Source organism: Actinomadura sp. GC306 (assembly GCF_004348665.1).
Classification (GTDB): domain Bacteria; phylum Actinomycetota; class Actinomycetes; order Streptosporangiales; family Streptosporangiaceae; genus Spirillospora.
In genome coordinates this window covers 1-13,320 of the sequence record NZ_SMKM01000193.1, presented here as the reverse complement: position 1 = coordinate 13,320, position 13,320 = coordinate 1, and the positions used below count along the sequence as shown (strand labels likewise).

Below are 13,320 nucleotides of genomic sequence, written 5' to 3'. Positions count from 1 at the left end.
GGTATGTCCCGGTGGGGGGCGGGGCGTGGGAGGGTGCAGGAGGGCCGTGCAGGACCTCCTGGTACGGCCCGGCGCCGTAGTCGGACGGCGGCAGGAACCTAGGCTGCCCCGGGCCGGGAGCGCTGAACGGCGGCGGAGCCGGCGGGCCCGGCCGCACCTGCCCGGCCGCCGCCGGACCCGCGGCCCCCGCCGGCACCGGGACGGACGCCGGCGACCACGCGGTCACGCCGAGGCGCTGCATCCGGCGCGCGCGGCGCTGCGCCAGCCGCCACTCCTCCCGGTGCCGCCGCTCCGCGAGGACGGCCGACAGCACGATCTCCGGGCGTGCGCCGAGCGGCGGGGGCGGGCTCACCACCTCGGCGACCTGCGCGGCGATCCGCTCGCCCAGCGAGTCGCGGACCTCCGGCAGCAGCTCCCAGAAGCGCGACAGGTACTGCCGCGCCGTCATCGCCAGCTCGTCCGGCAGCATCGACAGCTCCAGCGAGCGGGCCCACCCGGCGAGCTGCGGCGGCATCATCGCCACCGGCCCCAGGTACACCGCCTGGCCGCGCTCCTGGATCACGATCGTCCCCGCGAACAGGTCGCCGAGCCGCTTGCCGCGCCGGTTGCAGAACGAGGTGATCAGCGCGGGAGAGCCGGAGAACGTCCAGAACTCGATGAAGCCGGCCAGCGCCCGCACCAGCGCCTGCCGGAACCGCACCGGCCCGCCGTCGTCGGCGACGACGCGGAGCCCGACGGCCATCTTGCCCAGCGTGCGGCCCCGCGTCAGCGTCTCGAACGCGCACGGGTACCCGACCAGGACGGCGACGACGGCGAGCAGCGTCAGCCCGATCGCCCACGCCTCGTCGGCGACGATCGCCGTCATCGCCGTGAAGTAGACGACGACGTTGAGGATCACGAGCTGGAAGACCACGTCGAGCAGGAGGGCGCAGCCCCGGCTGGCCAGGCGCGCGACCCGGATGTCGAGCGCCACGGCCTCGCCGGTGACGAGTTCCGCCATGTCCTGCTCCTCCGCATCGCCGACCGCCCGGGCGATTGCCGAGGCAGGTCCATTTTGCCGGTCCGACAGGTGAAGACGTTAGTCTCCCCGGGTGGACGTTGACGCCTACGTGGCCGCGCACAACGCCGAGTGGCAGCGCCTTGAGTGGCTGATCAACCGCGGCCGCAAGCTGACCGGCGCCGAAGCCGACGAGCTCGTCGAGCTCTACCAGCGGGCGGCGACGCACCTGTCGGTCGTCAGGTCGAGCTCGCCCGACCCCCAGCTCGTGGGCCGGCTGTCGTCGCTGGTGGCGCGGGGCAGGGCCGCCGTGGCCGGGGCGCAGGCCCCGCTCTGGCGGGACGTCAGCCGCTTCGCGAAGGTGTCGTTCCCGGTGGTCGCCTACCGGGCGCGGTGGTGGTGGCTCGGCTGCGCCGTCCTCGGCAACCTGGTGTCGTTCGCCCTCGCGGTCTGGATCGTGCACAGCCCCGAAGTGCAGGCGAGCCTGGGGACGCCGGACGAGATCCGCGAACTCGTCGAGCACGACTTCGCCAACTACTACACCGAGCACTCGGCGGCGTCGTTCGCGTTCCAGGTCTGGGTCAACAACGCCTGGGTGTCGGCGGTCGCGCTCATCTTCGGCATCCTGCTCGGCATCCCGACCGTGTACGTCCTGCTTCTGAACCAGCTCAACCTCGGCCTGATCGCCGGGCTGATGTTCGCGCACGGCAAGGGCGACGTCTTCTTCGGCCTGATCCTCCCGCACGGCCTGCTCGAACTCACCGCCGTCTACCTGGCGTGCGCCGGCGGACTGAAACTCGGCTGGACGATCATCGATCCGGGGCCGCGCCGCCGCGGCCAGGCCCTCGCCGAGGAGGGGCGCGCCGCGGTGAGCATCGCCATCGGCCTCATCGCGGTGCTGCTGGTGTCCGGCCTCATCGAGGGGTTCGTCACCGGCTGGGTGCACGTCACGTGGCTGCGCATCGGGATCGGCGTGGTCGCCGAGGCCGCGTTCCTCGCCTACGTGATCGTCCTCGGGCGGCGCGCCGTCCGGCAGGGCGAGACGGGCGACGCCGACCTGCGGCCCGACATGGCCCCGGTGGCGGGGTAGCCGCCGCACGGGAGCCGGGCCCTACAGCCGCCCGGCGGCCTTGAGGGCGAGGTAGGCGTCGGCCAGCGCCGGGGCGATCTCGTCGGGCGGCGCGTCGACCACCTCGACGCCGTGGCCGCGCAGCTCCGCGGTCAGGCGGCTGCGGTCGGCCCGGGCGCGTTCGGCGGCGGCCGCGTCGTACACGGCCGCGAGGTCGCCGCGCCCCGCCGCCATCTCCCCGATCCGCGGGTCCGCCACCGCGGCGATCATGACCAGGTGCCGGGCGGTGAGCTGCGGCAGCAGCGGCAGCAGTCCCTCCTCCATCGCGGCCGTGTTCAGCTCGGTGAGCAGGACGACCAGGCACCGCTGCCGCACCCGCGCCAGCAGCGTCGACACCATCCCGGCGGCGTCGGACTCGATGAGCTCCGGCTCCAGCGGCGCGAAGGCGTGCACCATCGCGGGCAGCAGGTCCGTGCGGGACGCGCCCTCGACGCGGGCGCGGACCCGCCGGTCGTAGGCCAGCACGTCGACGCGGTCGCCGGCGCGGGACGCCAGGGCGCCGAGCAGCATCGCGGCGTCCATCGAGCAGTCGAGGCGCGGGATGTCGCCGACCCGGCCCGCGGACGTGCGGCCGGTGTCGAGGACCAGGTAGATCCGCCGGTCGCGTTCGGGCCGCCACGTCCGGACGACCACGTCGTTGCGCCGCGCGGTGGCGCGCCAGTCGATGGAGCGGACGTCGTCGCCGTCCACGTACTCGCGCAGGGAGTCGAACTCGGTTCCCTGGCCGCGGATGAGGGCCACGTGGGCACCGGTCAGCTCGCGCAGCCGCGCGAGCTTGGCGGGCAGGTGGCGGCGCGACGGGAACGCCGGCAGGACACGGACCGTCCAGGGCGCCGGACGCGAAAGCTGCCGCGCGGCCAGCCCGAGCGGTCCGACAGAGCGGACCACGACGGTGACGGCCTTCCGGTCGCCGCGGCGGGTCGGCGCCAACGTCATCTCGACGCGGCGCCGTTCCCCGGCCGGCACGCTCACTTTCACCATGCGCGGTGTGGCGCCGGCACTGGGCGGCCACACGTCCCGCAGGCGGGCCTTGAGGCGGCGCCGCCCGAGGTTCTCCACAATGAGGGAGACCTGGGCCGCCTCACCGAGACGGACGTTCGTGTCGCCCGCGCGGTGGAAGCGCAGCGCGCGCACGTTACCGGCCAGGGCGAGGTCAAGGACGACACCGAGGAACAGCACGCCCCACACCGCGAACAGCGCCCACCAGCTCGGCGCGAACAGCGGGACGAGCGCGCCGAGGAGCGCCAGCAGGCCCAGGCGTCCGGTCAGCGCCATCAGCGCGGGGCGGGGACGTGGGCGAGGATGCCCTCCAGCACGCCGTCGGCCGTCGCGCCCTCCAGCTCCGCCTCGGGCCGGAGCTGGACGCGGTGCCGCAGTGTCGGCCGGGCCAGCGCCTTCACGTCGTCCGGCGTCACGTAGTCGCGGCCCGACAGCCACGCCCACGCGCGGGACGTGGCGAGCAGCGCCGTCGCGCCGCGAGGGGACACGCCAAGCTGGAGCGACGGGGACTGCCGCGTGGCGCGGCACAGGTCGACGACGTAGGCGGCGACCTTGGGGTCGAGGTGGATCGCCCTAACCGCGGCCCGGCCGGCGGCCAGTTCGCTCGCGCCCGCCACGGGCTGGACCTCCGACAGGTCGCGCGGGTCGAAACCGGCCGCGTGCCGCTGGAGCATGGCGATCTCTTCGTCCCGGGTGGGGACGGGCACGGTCAGCTTGACCAGGAACCTGTCGAGCTGGGCCTCGGGCAGGGGATAGGTGCCCTCGTACTCGATGGGGTTCTGCGTCGCGCACACCACGAACGGGTCGGGCAGAGGACGTGCGGAGCCCTCCACGGAGACCTGCCGCTCCTCCATGGCCTCCAGCAGCGAAGCCTGGGTCTTCGGAGGCGTGCGGTTGATCTCGTCGGCGAGCAGGAGGTTGGTGAAGACCGGACCCTCGCGGAACTCGAACTCCGAGGTCCTGTTGTCGTACACCAGCGAACCGGTCACGTCGCCCGGCATCAGGTCGGGGGTGAACTGGACGCGCTTGAAGTCCAGGTCGAGTGCGCGTGACAGCGTCTTGATGAGCAGCGTCTTCGCCGTACCGGGGACGCCCTCCAGCAGCACGTGGCCGCGGCAGAGCAACGCGATGACGAGACCGGTCACCACGGAGTCCTGGCCGACGACCGTCTTGGCGACCTCACCGCGCAGCGCCGTCAGCGCCGCGCGGGCCGTCTCGCCCTGGCGGCGCGTCTCCTCGGAGATCGCGCCCGGCGGAGTATCGCTCAAGGCGCCCGCGCCGCCGGGCACGTCGTCCTTCCCGAGCTCTACTGGGTGGTTCAAGACTGGCGTACCTGCCTTTCCAGGTCGTCTAGGACGTCGCTGAGGGCGATGAGGCCCGCGTCGTCCAAGGGTTCAGGACCGTACAGGGCCGCGCCGACGTACGTCTCGTCGTGGGGAGTGCGGCGGGCGACCGCCGCGACGATCTCCTGCGCGGCGGACGGGTCCTGCGCGCTGCTGCGGGGGAGCCCGAGCAGCGGGACGAGACGTTCGCGCGCTCCCGAGCGCAGCGCGTCGGAGGCCCGGTCGCGGGCGTGCCCGGCGCGGTAGAGGCGGGAGCGTCCCTCGACGGTCTCGGCGGACCGGACCACGACCGGCAGCGCCTCCGCCACGACCGGGCCCAGCCGGCGGCCCCGCCACAGGGCCACCAGCAGCACCGCGACCAGCAACTGGAGGATGAACAGCTTGACCCCGAACGGCAGCAGCTCACCGAGCGGCCGCTGCTCGGCCGCCGTGCCCTCGGCCGGGATGTCCGGAACCAGCCAGACCACGGAGGTACCCGCCGTGGGGACCAGGCCGCTATTGGTCGCGTCCAGCAGGTTCATGGCGAGGGCCGCGTTGCCCTCTTCGGCCAGCCGCCGGTTCGTCAGCGGTGCGGCGGAGCCCAGCACGGTGACGGTCTTGGCTCCGTGCCGCACCTGGACGACCCTCGGGCCGCCGAACTCGGTCTTGTAGCACGTCGTCACGGCGCCGGTGATGGAAGCCGTCACCTCGTAGGTCTCCGACTCGTGGAGGGAGACCGCTCCGGCGAGCGTGGCGGCCTGCATGCCGCAGCCGGGCTCGTCGGCCTCCTCGAAGGTCGGGCCGTCCTTGCGCACCCGCGGAGCCAGGTCGGCCAGCGCGAACGACGTGGGCCGCACGAGCACCAGGTTGACCTGCGCGCCCGCCAGCCGGGCCAGATCCTCCCGGGTGAGGCGCTCGGTGCGGGTGACGAGCATGACCGTTCCGGGGGCGGCCGCGCGGACGGCTTCGTCGGCGTCCCTGGCCACGTGCACCGCCGTGCCGTTCTGGCGGAGGATCTCCGCCAGCGCCCTGCTCCCGTCCTGCTTCGGCGACGTCGGGTCGAGCGCCTCCGCCGAGGTCGAGGGCCGCAGCGCCGCCAGGAAGACCGCGATCACGACCATCGCGAAGAGCACCGCGGCCACGCCGCGGGCCGCCCGCCAGCGGCGCCCCGCGACCTGCCGCGCCGACGGCGGCTCGGCGCCCGGACCGGCCTGCGCGCCCCGCGGCGAGGACTGCGGCGGGGACTGCGTCACCATCGGGGGCCCCCGTCCTCGCCGGCCGCCGTGAGCGTGAGGTCGTCGTCCGCCAGCGGCTTCGGCCGCGCCGCCCGCAGCCGCTCGTCCACGTCCTTGACCCGCGCGTATCCCTCGGCGGTGCCGGGGCGGTCGCCATACCAGACGTCATCGAAGACCAGCACCGCGGCGCGCAGGTCGCCGGCCAGCTCCGGCAGGGCCTCGCCCGCCTCGGTCGCCAGCTCGTCGGCGGTGCGTCCGGGCCGCGCCGACAGCACCGCCCGCTCCTCCAGGTCGCGGGCCATCGCGCGGAGCCGCTCGCGGATCGCCTCGGCCCACCGCCCGGCGGCCGCGTGCCGTTCCGCCGCGTCCCGGTGGTCGAGCGCGGTGGACGGCTCGCCGTCCAGCAGGGCGTCCCGCCGGGAGCGCGGGTTGCGTCGGCCCCGCATCAGCCAGAACACCAGCGCGATGGCGAGGCACACGACGAGGACGATCACGGCCACCGAGAACCAGCCGCCGCCGCTGCCCTGCGTCTGGGGGCCGGCCGACCGGTTGAGCAGGTCCTGCAGCCACTCGGAGAAGGTCTCCCATGCGCGCTCCAGCCAGGACGGCCTGTCGCGCAGGTAGATCTCCTTGTCCAGCTCGCGGCGGGCCATCTCGCGGGCCTCTTCGCGGCCGACCGGGTCGAGCGCCGCGAGCGCGGACGGCATGGACGGCATGGACGGCATGGACGGCATGGACATCGTGGTCACGGATGCGCCCCCGTTTCCGGACGCGCCGGCTCGGGGCCCGTCCGCCACAGTTCGATGAAGCCCTCTTCCGGGTCGGCGCCGTTCTCGGCGGGCGCGGTGTGCGCCCTGGGCGTCGCCGACCTCGCGGCCGCGTACCGCTTGCTGCGCAGCTCCAGGTCGAAGCCCTCGCGGCGCATGCGCCGGTCCATGTAGAGCAGCGCGATCACGCCGGCGTCGAACGGCAGCACCACCGACCAGCTCACGATCCGCCCGAGGGTGTCCACGGCGAGCGCGCCCATCGTCGACTCGGCGCCGGAGGAGTCACCGAAGAAGAGCAGCTGCACGAGCAGGAACGGGATGCGCAGCGCGAAGAAGCCCATGAACACGGTGATGAGCAACGCCAGCAGGAGAGTGCCGCACGTCCGCCACCACCGGCCCTTGGACAACCTCACCGCGCGGCCGAGCGCGCCGACGACGGTCTGCCTTTCCAGGACGACCGCGGGGACGGCCAGGACGAACAGGAGGTAGAGCCAGATCATGAGCCCGATGCCGACGGGGAAACCCACCATGGCGGCGAGCGCGCTGAGGCCGGGGTTGGCGTCGACGGCGAGGAGCAGGAAGAACGGCAGGGTCGGCAGGAACAGTGCGCCCAGGGAGATGCCCATGACGGCCGCCGCGGTGACGACCAGCCTGCCGAATCTCGGACGGGCGTCCCGCCACGCCTGCTTGGGCGCGATGGGCATCCCCACCAGCTCGCGCCCCAGGATCGGTGCCAGCAACCCCGCCAGCAGGAGGATTCCGTAGGCCGACAGGACGAGCCCCAGGCCCGTGAGGGTCAGCTGCGCTCCCAGCGACTCGAGCAGGACCTCCGGGGTCAGCTCCTCCCGGGCCTCGTCGCCGATGAAGAAGTACGCGGCGACGGAGCTGGTGACCTGGATGACGGTGCTGATCACGACCGACAGCCCGAGCGAGGTGCGCGGACGCCGGCGGATCCCGGCGATCGCCCCGTCCAGCATCTCCGAGATGGACAGCGGGCGGAACGGGACGGCCTGCGCGTCCAGCGCGTCGGCGTCGTCGTCCCGGCCGTCCGGTCCCGGCATCTCGGCTCCTGCGATCTCTGGCGAGTCCTGCGGTTTCCGCGGGGCCGCGCCCCGGCGGAGGTCTGCCCGGCGCGTCCGCCCCGCGACCCCCGTTCCGGGCCCCGCCGCGACCGCCGGTCACGTCATCCTGTCACGGGCGAGGTGCCGTGATTGCCGTCCCCGGTCCGAAGTGTGGCGGTCTGCGGTATTACCGGGGTGCCGGGGAGTCGTATCCCGCCGGTCCCGCGGCCTCTTGCGCGCGTTTCGGCGGCCGCCCCTACAATCCCCTGCCGCCCCCTCGCATCCCGGGAGAGCCATGGACGACACAAACGCGGGTAACCTGGCACGCCAAGGCATAACTCTCCCTGGCGAGGTGGGGCGGGAGCACAGCGCCTGCGAGTACCTTCCATCCGGTGTCCGGCCTGGTCCGGCGCCCGCCGCACCCGGCGACGATGCGGAGTGCTCACTCCACCGAACCCCGACTTTGTGACGATGAGGGCCATGAGAGGACGTGTACTGGTCGTCGACGACGACCTCGCGCTCGCCGAGATGCTCGGCATCGTGCTGAGGGGCGAGGGCTTCGAGCCCTCGTTCGTCCACGACGGCGACAAGGCGCTCGAGGCGTTCCGGGAGACCCGGCCGGACCTCGTGCTGCTCGACCTGATGCTCCCGGGCGCGGACGGCATCGACGTCTGCCGCCAGATCCGCGCCGAGTCCGGGGTGCCGATCGTCATGCTGACCGCCAAGAGCGACACCGTGGACGTCGTCCTCGGCCTGGAGTCGGGCGCCGACGACTACATCGTCAAGCCTTTCAAGCCCAAGGAGCTGGTGGCGCGCGTACGCGCGCGCCTGCGGCGCACCGACGAGCCCGCACCCGAGACCCTCCAGATCGGCGACATCACCATCGACGTGGCCGGCCACTCGGTCAAGCGCGGCGACAGGCACATCCCGCTGACGCCGCTGGAGTTCGACCTCCTGGTGGCCCTGGCCCGCAAGCCGCGGCAGGTGTTCACGCGTGAGGTCCTCCTGGAGCAGGTCTGGGGCTACCGGCACGCCGCCGACACCCGCCTGGTGAACGTCCACGTCCAGCGGCTGCGCGCCAAGATCGAGCGTGACCCGGAGCGGCCCGAGATCGTCGTCACCGTGCGCGGCGTCGGCTACAAGGCCGGGCCCGCCTGACAGCGGGCGGATACCGCATGACCTCCCCATTTCCTTGACATCGCCCTACGATGTCGCTACCTGTCCCTATCTATCGCGACAGCGCGTGGCACGGCAGATCACATTCCACGACGCCGTAACACAGAACCCGCCGAACCGAACCCGCCAAACCGAACCCCGCCGTATCCCCGTGGCACGCCATGACCGTTGAGCACCCTCGCGGAAACCCGCGCCTCCCAGGGCCGCGCCGCTTCTCGGACCTCCGATGAGAGCCGACATGAAGCGGGCCAAGCGGCTCGTCCGGCGCGGGCTGGTCGCCGCCCAGCGCGTCCTGCGCGGCGCCGTCCGCAGCGGTTACACGCGCTGGCGCCGGTCGATCCAAGTACGTGTCGTCACGTCCACACTGTTCATTTCGGCGATCGTGGTCGCCATCCTGGGCGCGTTCCTGATGCAGCAGATCTCGTCGGCGCTCATGGACGCGAAGGTCAAGGCGGCCCGTCTGCAACTGGACGACGGCCTGGCGCAGGTGCAGCGCGACCTGGGCAACTCTCCCGGGGACGACAGCAGGCTCAACACGACCATCGACCGGCTGAAGTCACGCAGCGGTCCGTCCGGGCTGTACGAGGTCTACATCCGCGACACCACGGAGCAGTACTTCGACGGGTACACGACCAACGAACTGCGCCAGGAGAGCGTCCCGCCGCGGCTGCGGGAGAAGCTGCAGAGCGCCCCCCAGGGGACTCGCGCCTACACCTACGGCGAACTGTCCTACGTGGGTGACCGTCCGTCCGAGAGCGGCCTCATCGTCGGGGGCAGGACGGGCCAGTTCGAGCTGTACTACCTGTTCTCCCTTGAGGAAGAGCAGCGGACCTTGACGAACGTGGGGCGGTCCCTGGCAGGTGTGGGCATCGTCCTCCTGCTGCTCCTGGCCGCGATCGCCTCCCTGGTGACGCGCCAGGTCGTCATTCCGGTGCGGCTTGCCGCGCAGGGGGCGCAGCGCCTCGCCGCCGGACGGCTGGAAGAGCGCATGAGGGTCCGCGGTGAGGACGACCTGGCGCGCCTCGCCCGCTCCTTCAACGAGATGGCCGCGAACCTCCAGGAGAAGATCGGCGAGCTTGAGGACCTGTCCCAGGTCCAGCGCCAGTTCGTCTCCGACGTGTCCCACGAGCTGCGCACGCCCCTGACCACCATCAGGATCGCCGCGGACATGCTCTACGAGAACCGCGACACCTTCGGCGACCCGTCCGTGGGGAGGTCGGCGGAGCTGCTGCAGAGCCAGCTGGAGCGGTTCGAGGCGCTGCTGGCCGACCTGCTGGAGATCAGCCGCCACGACGCAGGTGCCGCGACGCTGGACGCCGAGTCCCTCGACATGCGCGACCTCGTCCTGCGCGTGGTGGGCGACATCCAGGGGCTTGCCGAGCGCAAGGGCAGCAAGGTCGTCCTGCAGCTGCCCGGGGAGCCGTGCATGGCCGAGGTCGACCGCCGCCGTGTCGAACGCATCCTGCGCAACCTCCTCGTCAACGCCGTCGAGCACGGGGACGGGGAGGACATCATCGTCTCCGTGGCCGCCGACCGCGACGCCGTGGCCGTCGCCGTGCGCGACCACGGGGTCGGACTCAAACCGGGGGAGGGGCAGATGGTCTTCGACCGCTTCTGGCGCGCCGATCCGGCCCGCGCCCGCACCACCGGGGGCACCGGCCTCGGCCTGTCGATCTCCCGCGAGGACGCGCAGCTCCACGGCGGGTGGCTGCAGGCGTGGGGAGAGCCCGGTGTGGGCTCCCAGTTCCGCCTCTCGCTGCCTCGCGTGGCGGGGGCCGAACTGAGGGGCTCGCCGCTCCCGCTCGTCCCTCCTGGGGCCGGTGACGCCCGTCCGCTGTTCGCGGAACTGGAGGCGCAGGAGTGACCGGCCGGATCAGGTGCCTCCTCGCGGCGGCCGCCCTCCTCCTGGGCGGCGCCGGGTGCGCGACCGTCCCGAGCGGCGGCCAGGTCGTGACGGGCGAGTCCGCCGAACGCGCCGAACGGGTCGACGACCCCTACGTCCGGCTGATCCCCGTCAAGCCCCGCCCCGAGTGGGGGCCGGCGCAGATCGTCTCCGGCTTCCTCGCCGCGTCCGCCAGCTTCGACGACAACCACAAGGTCGCCAGGCTCTACCTCGGCAGGCAGAACTCCTGGGACCCGGGCCTGCGGCCCTCCGTGACCGTCCTGGCGAGCCGCATCACCGACCCCCAGATCATCAAGGCCACCGACGACCAGGCCACGGTCCGGATCACCGGGGAGGAAGTCGGGACCATCAGCTCCGACGGCCAGTACACCGCGTCCCCCAAGGCACTCGACGCCACCTTCCAGCTCGCCAAGACCCAGCAGGGCGTCTGGCGCATCACCGGCCTGCCCGGCGGCGAGAAGGCGGGCCTCCTGCTCACCCAGGACGACGTCGAGCGTGCCATGCGCACCGTCAACCTGTTCTTCTACGCACCTGACCGGCACACGCTCGTCCCCAACGGCATCTTCCTGCCGGTCGTGAACCGCCAGACCCTCCCCACGCAGCTCGTCCACGCGCTGCTCACCGGGCCCACCTCCTGGCTCAAGGGCGCCGTCCAGACCGCCTTCCCGGACGGGACCAAGCTGAAGCGCCGCGTCGAGGTCGACAACGAGGTCGCCACGGTCGACCTCACCAAGGAGGCACGCGCGGGCAACCTCGACCGGATGTCGGCCCAGCTCAGCTGGACCATGCGCCAGCTCTCGGAGATCAAGCGCTGGCAACTGCGGATCGACGGCGAACCCGTCACCCCCACCGGCATGGACTCCACCCAGCCCGTGCACGCCTGGGAGGTCAACTCGCCCGACGGACGTGTCCCGAACGACGAATCCGACCAGAACGCCTACGTCGTCGGCCCGTCCGGCTTCCTCGGCACCATGGAGGACGACCGCGCCCAGCCCGTCGTGACCGGCGCCGCCGGAAGCCTCTCCCGGCCCGCCGTCGCCCCCGACCACCAGGAACTCGCCGGCCTGAGCGCCGCGGCCGACCAGGTCCTTGTCGCCGCCCCCGTCACGGGCACCCCCGCCACCCGCGTACTGCTCAACGCCGAAGAAGGAGCCCGTTTCACCGCACCGACCTGGAGCGGTGACGGCACCCTGTGGGTCGTGGAGAGCAAGAAGGACGAATCCTGGCTCTGGGTGCGCCGACGCGGGGAGGACCCCGTGCGCGCCGCCCACTGGGGCTTGGGTGGACGTCAGGTCTTGGAGTTCCGCATAGCCCGTGATGGCGTCCGCGCCGCGGTCATAGCCCGCGTCGACGGTCGTCCCCAGGTGCAGATCGGCCGTATCGCCCACGCCCCTGACGGCTCCCTGGACGTCGGCTCGTTCCTGCCCGTCAGTTCCGAACTGCAGGACGCCGTCGACATCGCCTGGCGCGACTACAACACGCTCGCCGTCCTCGGCCGCGCCAAGCGCGACTCGCAGACCCTCCCGTTCCTGATGCCGATCAGCGGCAGGGCGATCACGTCCCTGGGCGTCGGCTCCCTCGGCGAACCCCAGACCATCGCCGCGGCCCCGGGCGCCCCGATCCTGATCGGCACCCGTTCGTCCGGCAAGGACCAGGTGTGCCGCCAACGCTCCCCGAGCAACTCCTACAGCCCCTGGATCTGCCCCACCCCGGCCAAGGACCCGACCTACCCCCGCTAACCGGGACCTGTTCCGACCGGAGACGAGCACCCCGGAGGCCGATGGGGACCTTCCGGCGGCACAGGGCGGCCAGTTGCTCTCCGTTTCACTGCCGCGCCGAGTTATCCACAGGTCCGGGATTTGGAGACGTGGGCCGGCCCGCGGCCGCATCGTCGGGGCATGAGAATCTTCGGCGATCTCCTTGACCTGATCCTCCCGCAGCACTGTGCCGGGTGCGGCGTGGCTCCCGTCCTCCTCTGCGACGCTTGCGCACGCCCCCTCCAGGGGCCCGCGAGACCCGCCAGGACGGCCTTGAAGGGCCTGCCGCCCCCCTGGACCGTCGCCGCCTACGAAGGCCCGCTACGAGCGATCCTGGCCGCCTACAAGGAGCACGGCCGCACGGCACTGGCGACCCCACTGGGCGAGGCTCTGGCCACGGCCGTCCAGTCCGCTCTGACCGCCCTCGCACCGAGCACCCCGGGCGCCACTCCAGGGCATGACGCGCCGTCCCTCGTGTGGGTGCCGTCAAGCCGTAACGCCATCCGCCGACGCGGCCACGACGCCCTGCGGGGCCTGGTGGACGTGGCGGCAGAACGATTACGCACGGCGGGCCTGCCGGTGACCCCGGTGGACGCCCTGAGGCAACGCGTTCGAGTCGCCGACCAGGCCACCCTCACCGCGGCGGAACGCACCGCCAACCTGGAAGGCGCACTCGCCGTCACCTCGCGAATCCGGGTCGCCGGCCGCGAAGTGATCCTGGTCGACGACGTGGTCACGACCGGCGCCTCCCTCACCGAGGCGGCCCGAGCCCTCCGCGACTCGGGAGCCCACGTGCTGGCAGCCGCCACCATCGCGACGACCCCCCGCCGCCACCCCTGAACAGCACGTCCGAAACGCGAACCGAGTCGCCTCCCGAAGACCGTCAGAGGGGTGACTTTCTTCACGTTCGGGGGGATTGGGGGTGAGTAGTTACGTTTGGTAGTGGGTCGGGGTGCGGCGCCGCGGGGCGACAG

The 13,320-nt window shown here is 72.6% G+C and carries 11 protein-coding genes; 5 read left to right on the top strand and 6 right to left on the bottom strand.

The window, feature by feature from the left end:
- On the bottom strand, positions 1 to 1,000 hold a 1,000-nt coding region (locus E1200_RS23500; RefSeq protein ID WP_131954234.1), incomplete at its 3' end, for an RDD family protein.
- A gap of 91 nt (positions 1,001 to 1,091) precedes the next feature.
- On the opposite strand from E1200_RS23500, the gene E1200_RS23495 reads away from it, so the two are divergent.
- Positions 1,092 to 2,087, top strand: coding sequence for a stage II sporulation protein M (locus E1200_RS23495; RefSeq protein ID WP_131954233.1), 996 nt, complete (start codon positions 1,092 to 1,094; stop codon positions 2,085 to 2,087).
- Positions 2,088 to 2,108: 21 nt separating this feature from the next.
- On the opposite strand, the gene E1200_RS23490 is transcribed toward E1200_RS23495, so the two are convergent.
- From E1200_RS23490 to E1200_RS23470, 5 genes are read right to left on the bottom strand one after another with little or no spacing between them, the layout of a single operon-like run.
- Positions 2,109 to 3,401, bottom strand: coding sequence for a DUF58 domain-containing protein (locus E1200_RS23490; RefSeq protein ID WP_131954232.1), 1,293 nt, complete (start codon positions 3,399 to 3,401; stop codon positions 2,109 to 2,111).
- Entirely contained in the window at positions 3,401 to 4,393 is a 993-nt protein-coding gene (locus tag E1200_RS23485; RefSeq protein WP_243708780.1) for a MoxR family ATPase, read from the bottom strand. Before E1200_RS23485 ends, E1200_RS23490 begins: the two co-directional genes overlap by 1 nt.
- Positions 4,394 to 4,443: 50 nt before the next feature.
- A complete protein-coding gene (locus E1200_RS23480; RefSeq protein ID WP_131954230.1) occupies positions 4,444 to 5,703 on the bottom strand; it encodes a DUF4350 domain-containing protein in 1,260 nt (419 codons plus the stop codon).
- A complete protein-coding gene (locus E1200_RS23475; RefSeq protein WP_243708779.1) occupies positions 5,697 to 6,422 on the bottom strand; it encodes a DUF4129 domain-containing protein in 726 nt (241 codons plus the stop codon). Before E1200_RS23475 ends, E1200_RS23480 begins: the two co-directional genes overlap by 7 nt.
- A gap of 5 nt (positions 6,423 to 6,427) precedes the next feature.
- Positions 6,428 to 7,510 (bottom strand): hypothetical protein, encoded by a 1,083-nt coding sequence (locus E1200_RS23470; RefSeq protein ID WP_131954229.1) that lies wholly within the window; start codon positions 7,508 to 7,510, stop codon positions 6,428 to 6,430.
- Positions 7,511 to 7,990: 480 nt separating this feature from the next.
- Between E1200_RS23470 and mtrA the strand changes: the two genes are divergently transcribed.
- The 4 genes from mtrA to E1200_RS23450 all read left to right on the top strand — a co-directional run bounded on the left by mtrA (position 7,991) and on the right by E1200_RS23450 (position 13,186).
- Positions 7,991 to 8,668, top strand: coding sequence for an MtrAB system response regulator MtrA (mtrA, locus tag E1200_RS23465; protein WP_131954228.1), 678 nt, complete (start codon positions 7,991 to 7,993; stop codon positions 8,666 to 8,668).
- A gap of 244 nt (positions 8,669 to 8,912) precedes the next feature.
- Positions 8,913 to 10,550 (top strand): MtrAB system histidine kinase MtrB, encoded by a 1,638-nt coding sequence (mtrB, locus tag E1200_RS23460; RefSeq protein WP_243708778.1) that lies wholly within the window; start codon positions 8,913 to 8,915, stop codon positions 10,548 to 10,550.
- A complete protein-coding gene (locus tag E1200_RS23455) occupies positions 10,547 to 12,328 on the top strand; it encodes an LpqB family beta-propeller domain-containing protein (RefSeq protein ID WP_243708777.1) in 1,782 nt (593 codons plus the stop codon). The genes mtrB and E1200_RS23455 overlap by 4 nt, the downstream gene beginning before the upstream one ends.
- 291 nt (positions 12,329 to 12,619) lie before the next feature.
- Positions 12,620 to 13,186 (top strand): phosphoribosyltransferase family protein, encoded by a 567-nt coding sequence (locus E1200_RS23450; RefSeq protein WP_243708776.1) that lies wholly within the window; start codon positions 12,620 to 12,622, stop codon positions 13,184 to 13,186.
- The last annotated feature ends 134 nt before the right edge of the window (positions 13,187 to 13,320 follow it).

Coding starts and splice junctions, on each gene's coding strand:
- E1200_RS23490 (WP_131954232.1), bottom strand. CDS start 3,401: ATGGCGCTGACCGGACGCCTGGGCCTGCTGGCGCTCCTCGGCGCGCTC.
- E1200_RS23480 (WP_131954230.1), bottom strand. CDS start 5,703: ATGGTGACGCAGTCCCCGCCGCAGTCCTCGCCGCGGGGCGCGCAGGCC.
- E1200_RS23475 (WP_243708779.1), bottom strand. CDS start 6,422: ATGTCCATGCCGTCCATGCCGTCCATGCCGTCCATGCCGTCCGCGCTC.
- E1200_RS23470 (WP_131954229.1), bottom strand. CDS start 7,510: ATGCCGGGACCGGACGGCCGGGACGACGACGCCGACGCGCTGGACGCG.
- mtrA (WP_131954228.1), top strand. CDS start 7,991: ATGAGAGGACGTGTACTGGTCGTCGACGACGACCTCGCGCTCGCCGAG.
- mtrB (WP_243708778.1), top strand. CDS start 8,913: ATGAGAGCCGACATGAAGCGGGCCAAGCGGCTCGTCCGGCGCGGGCTG.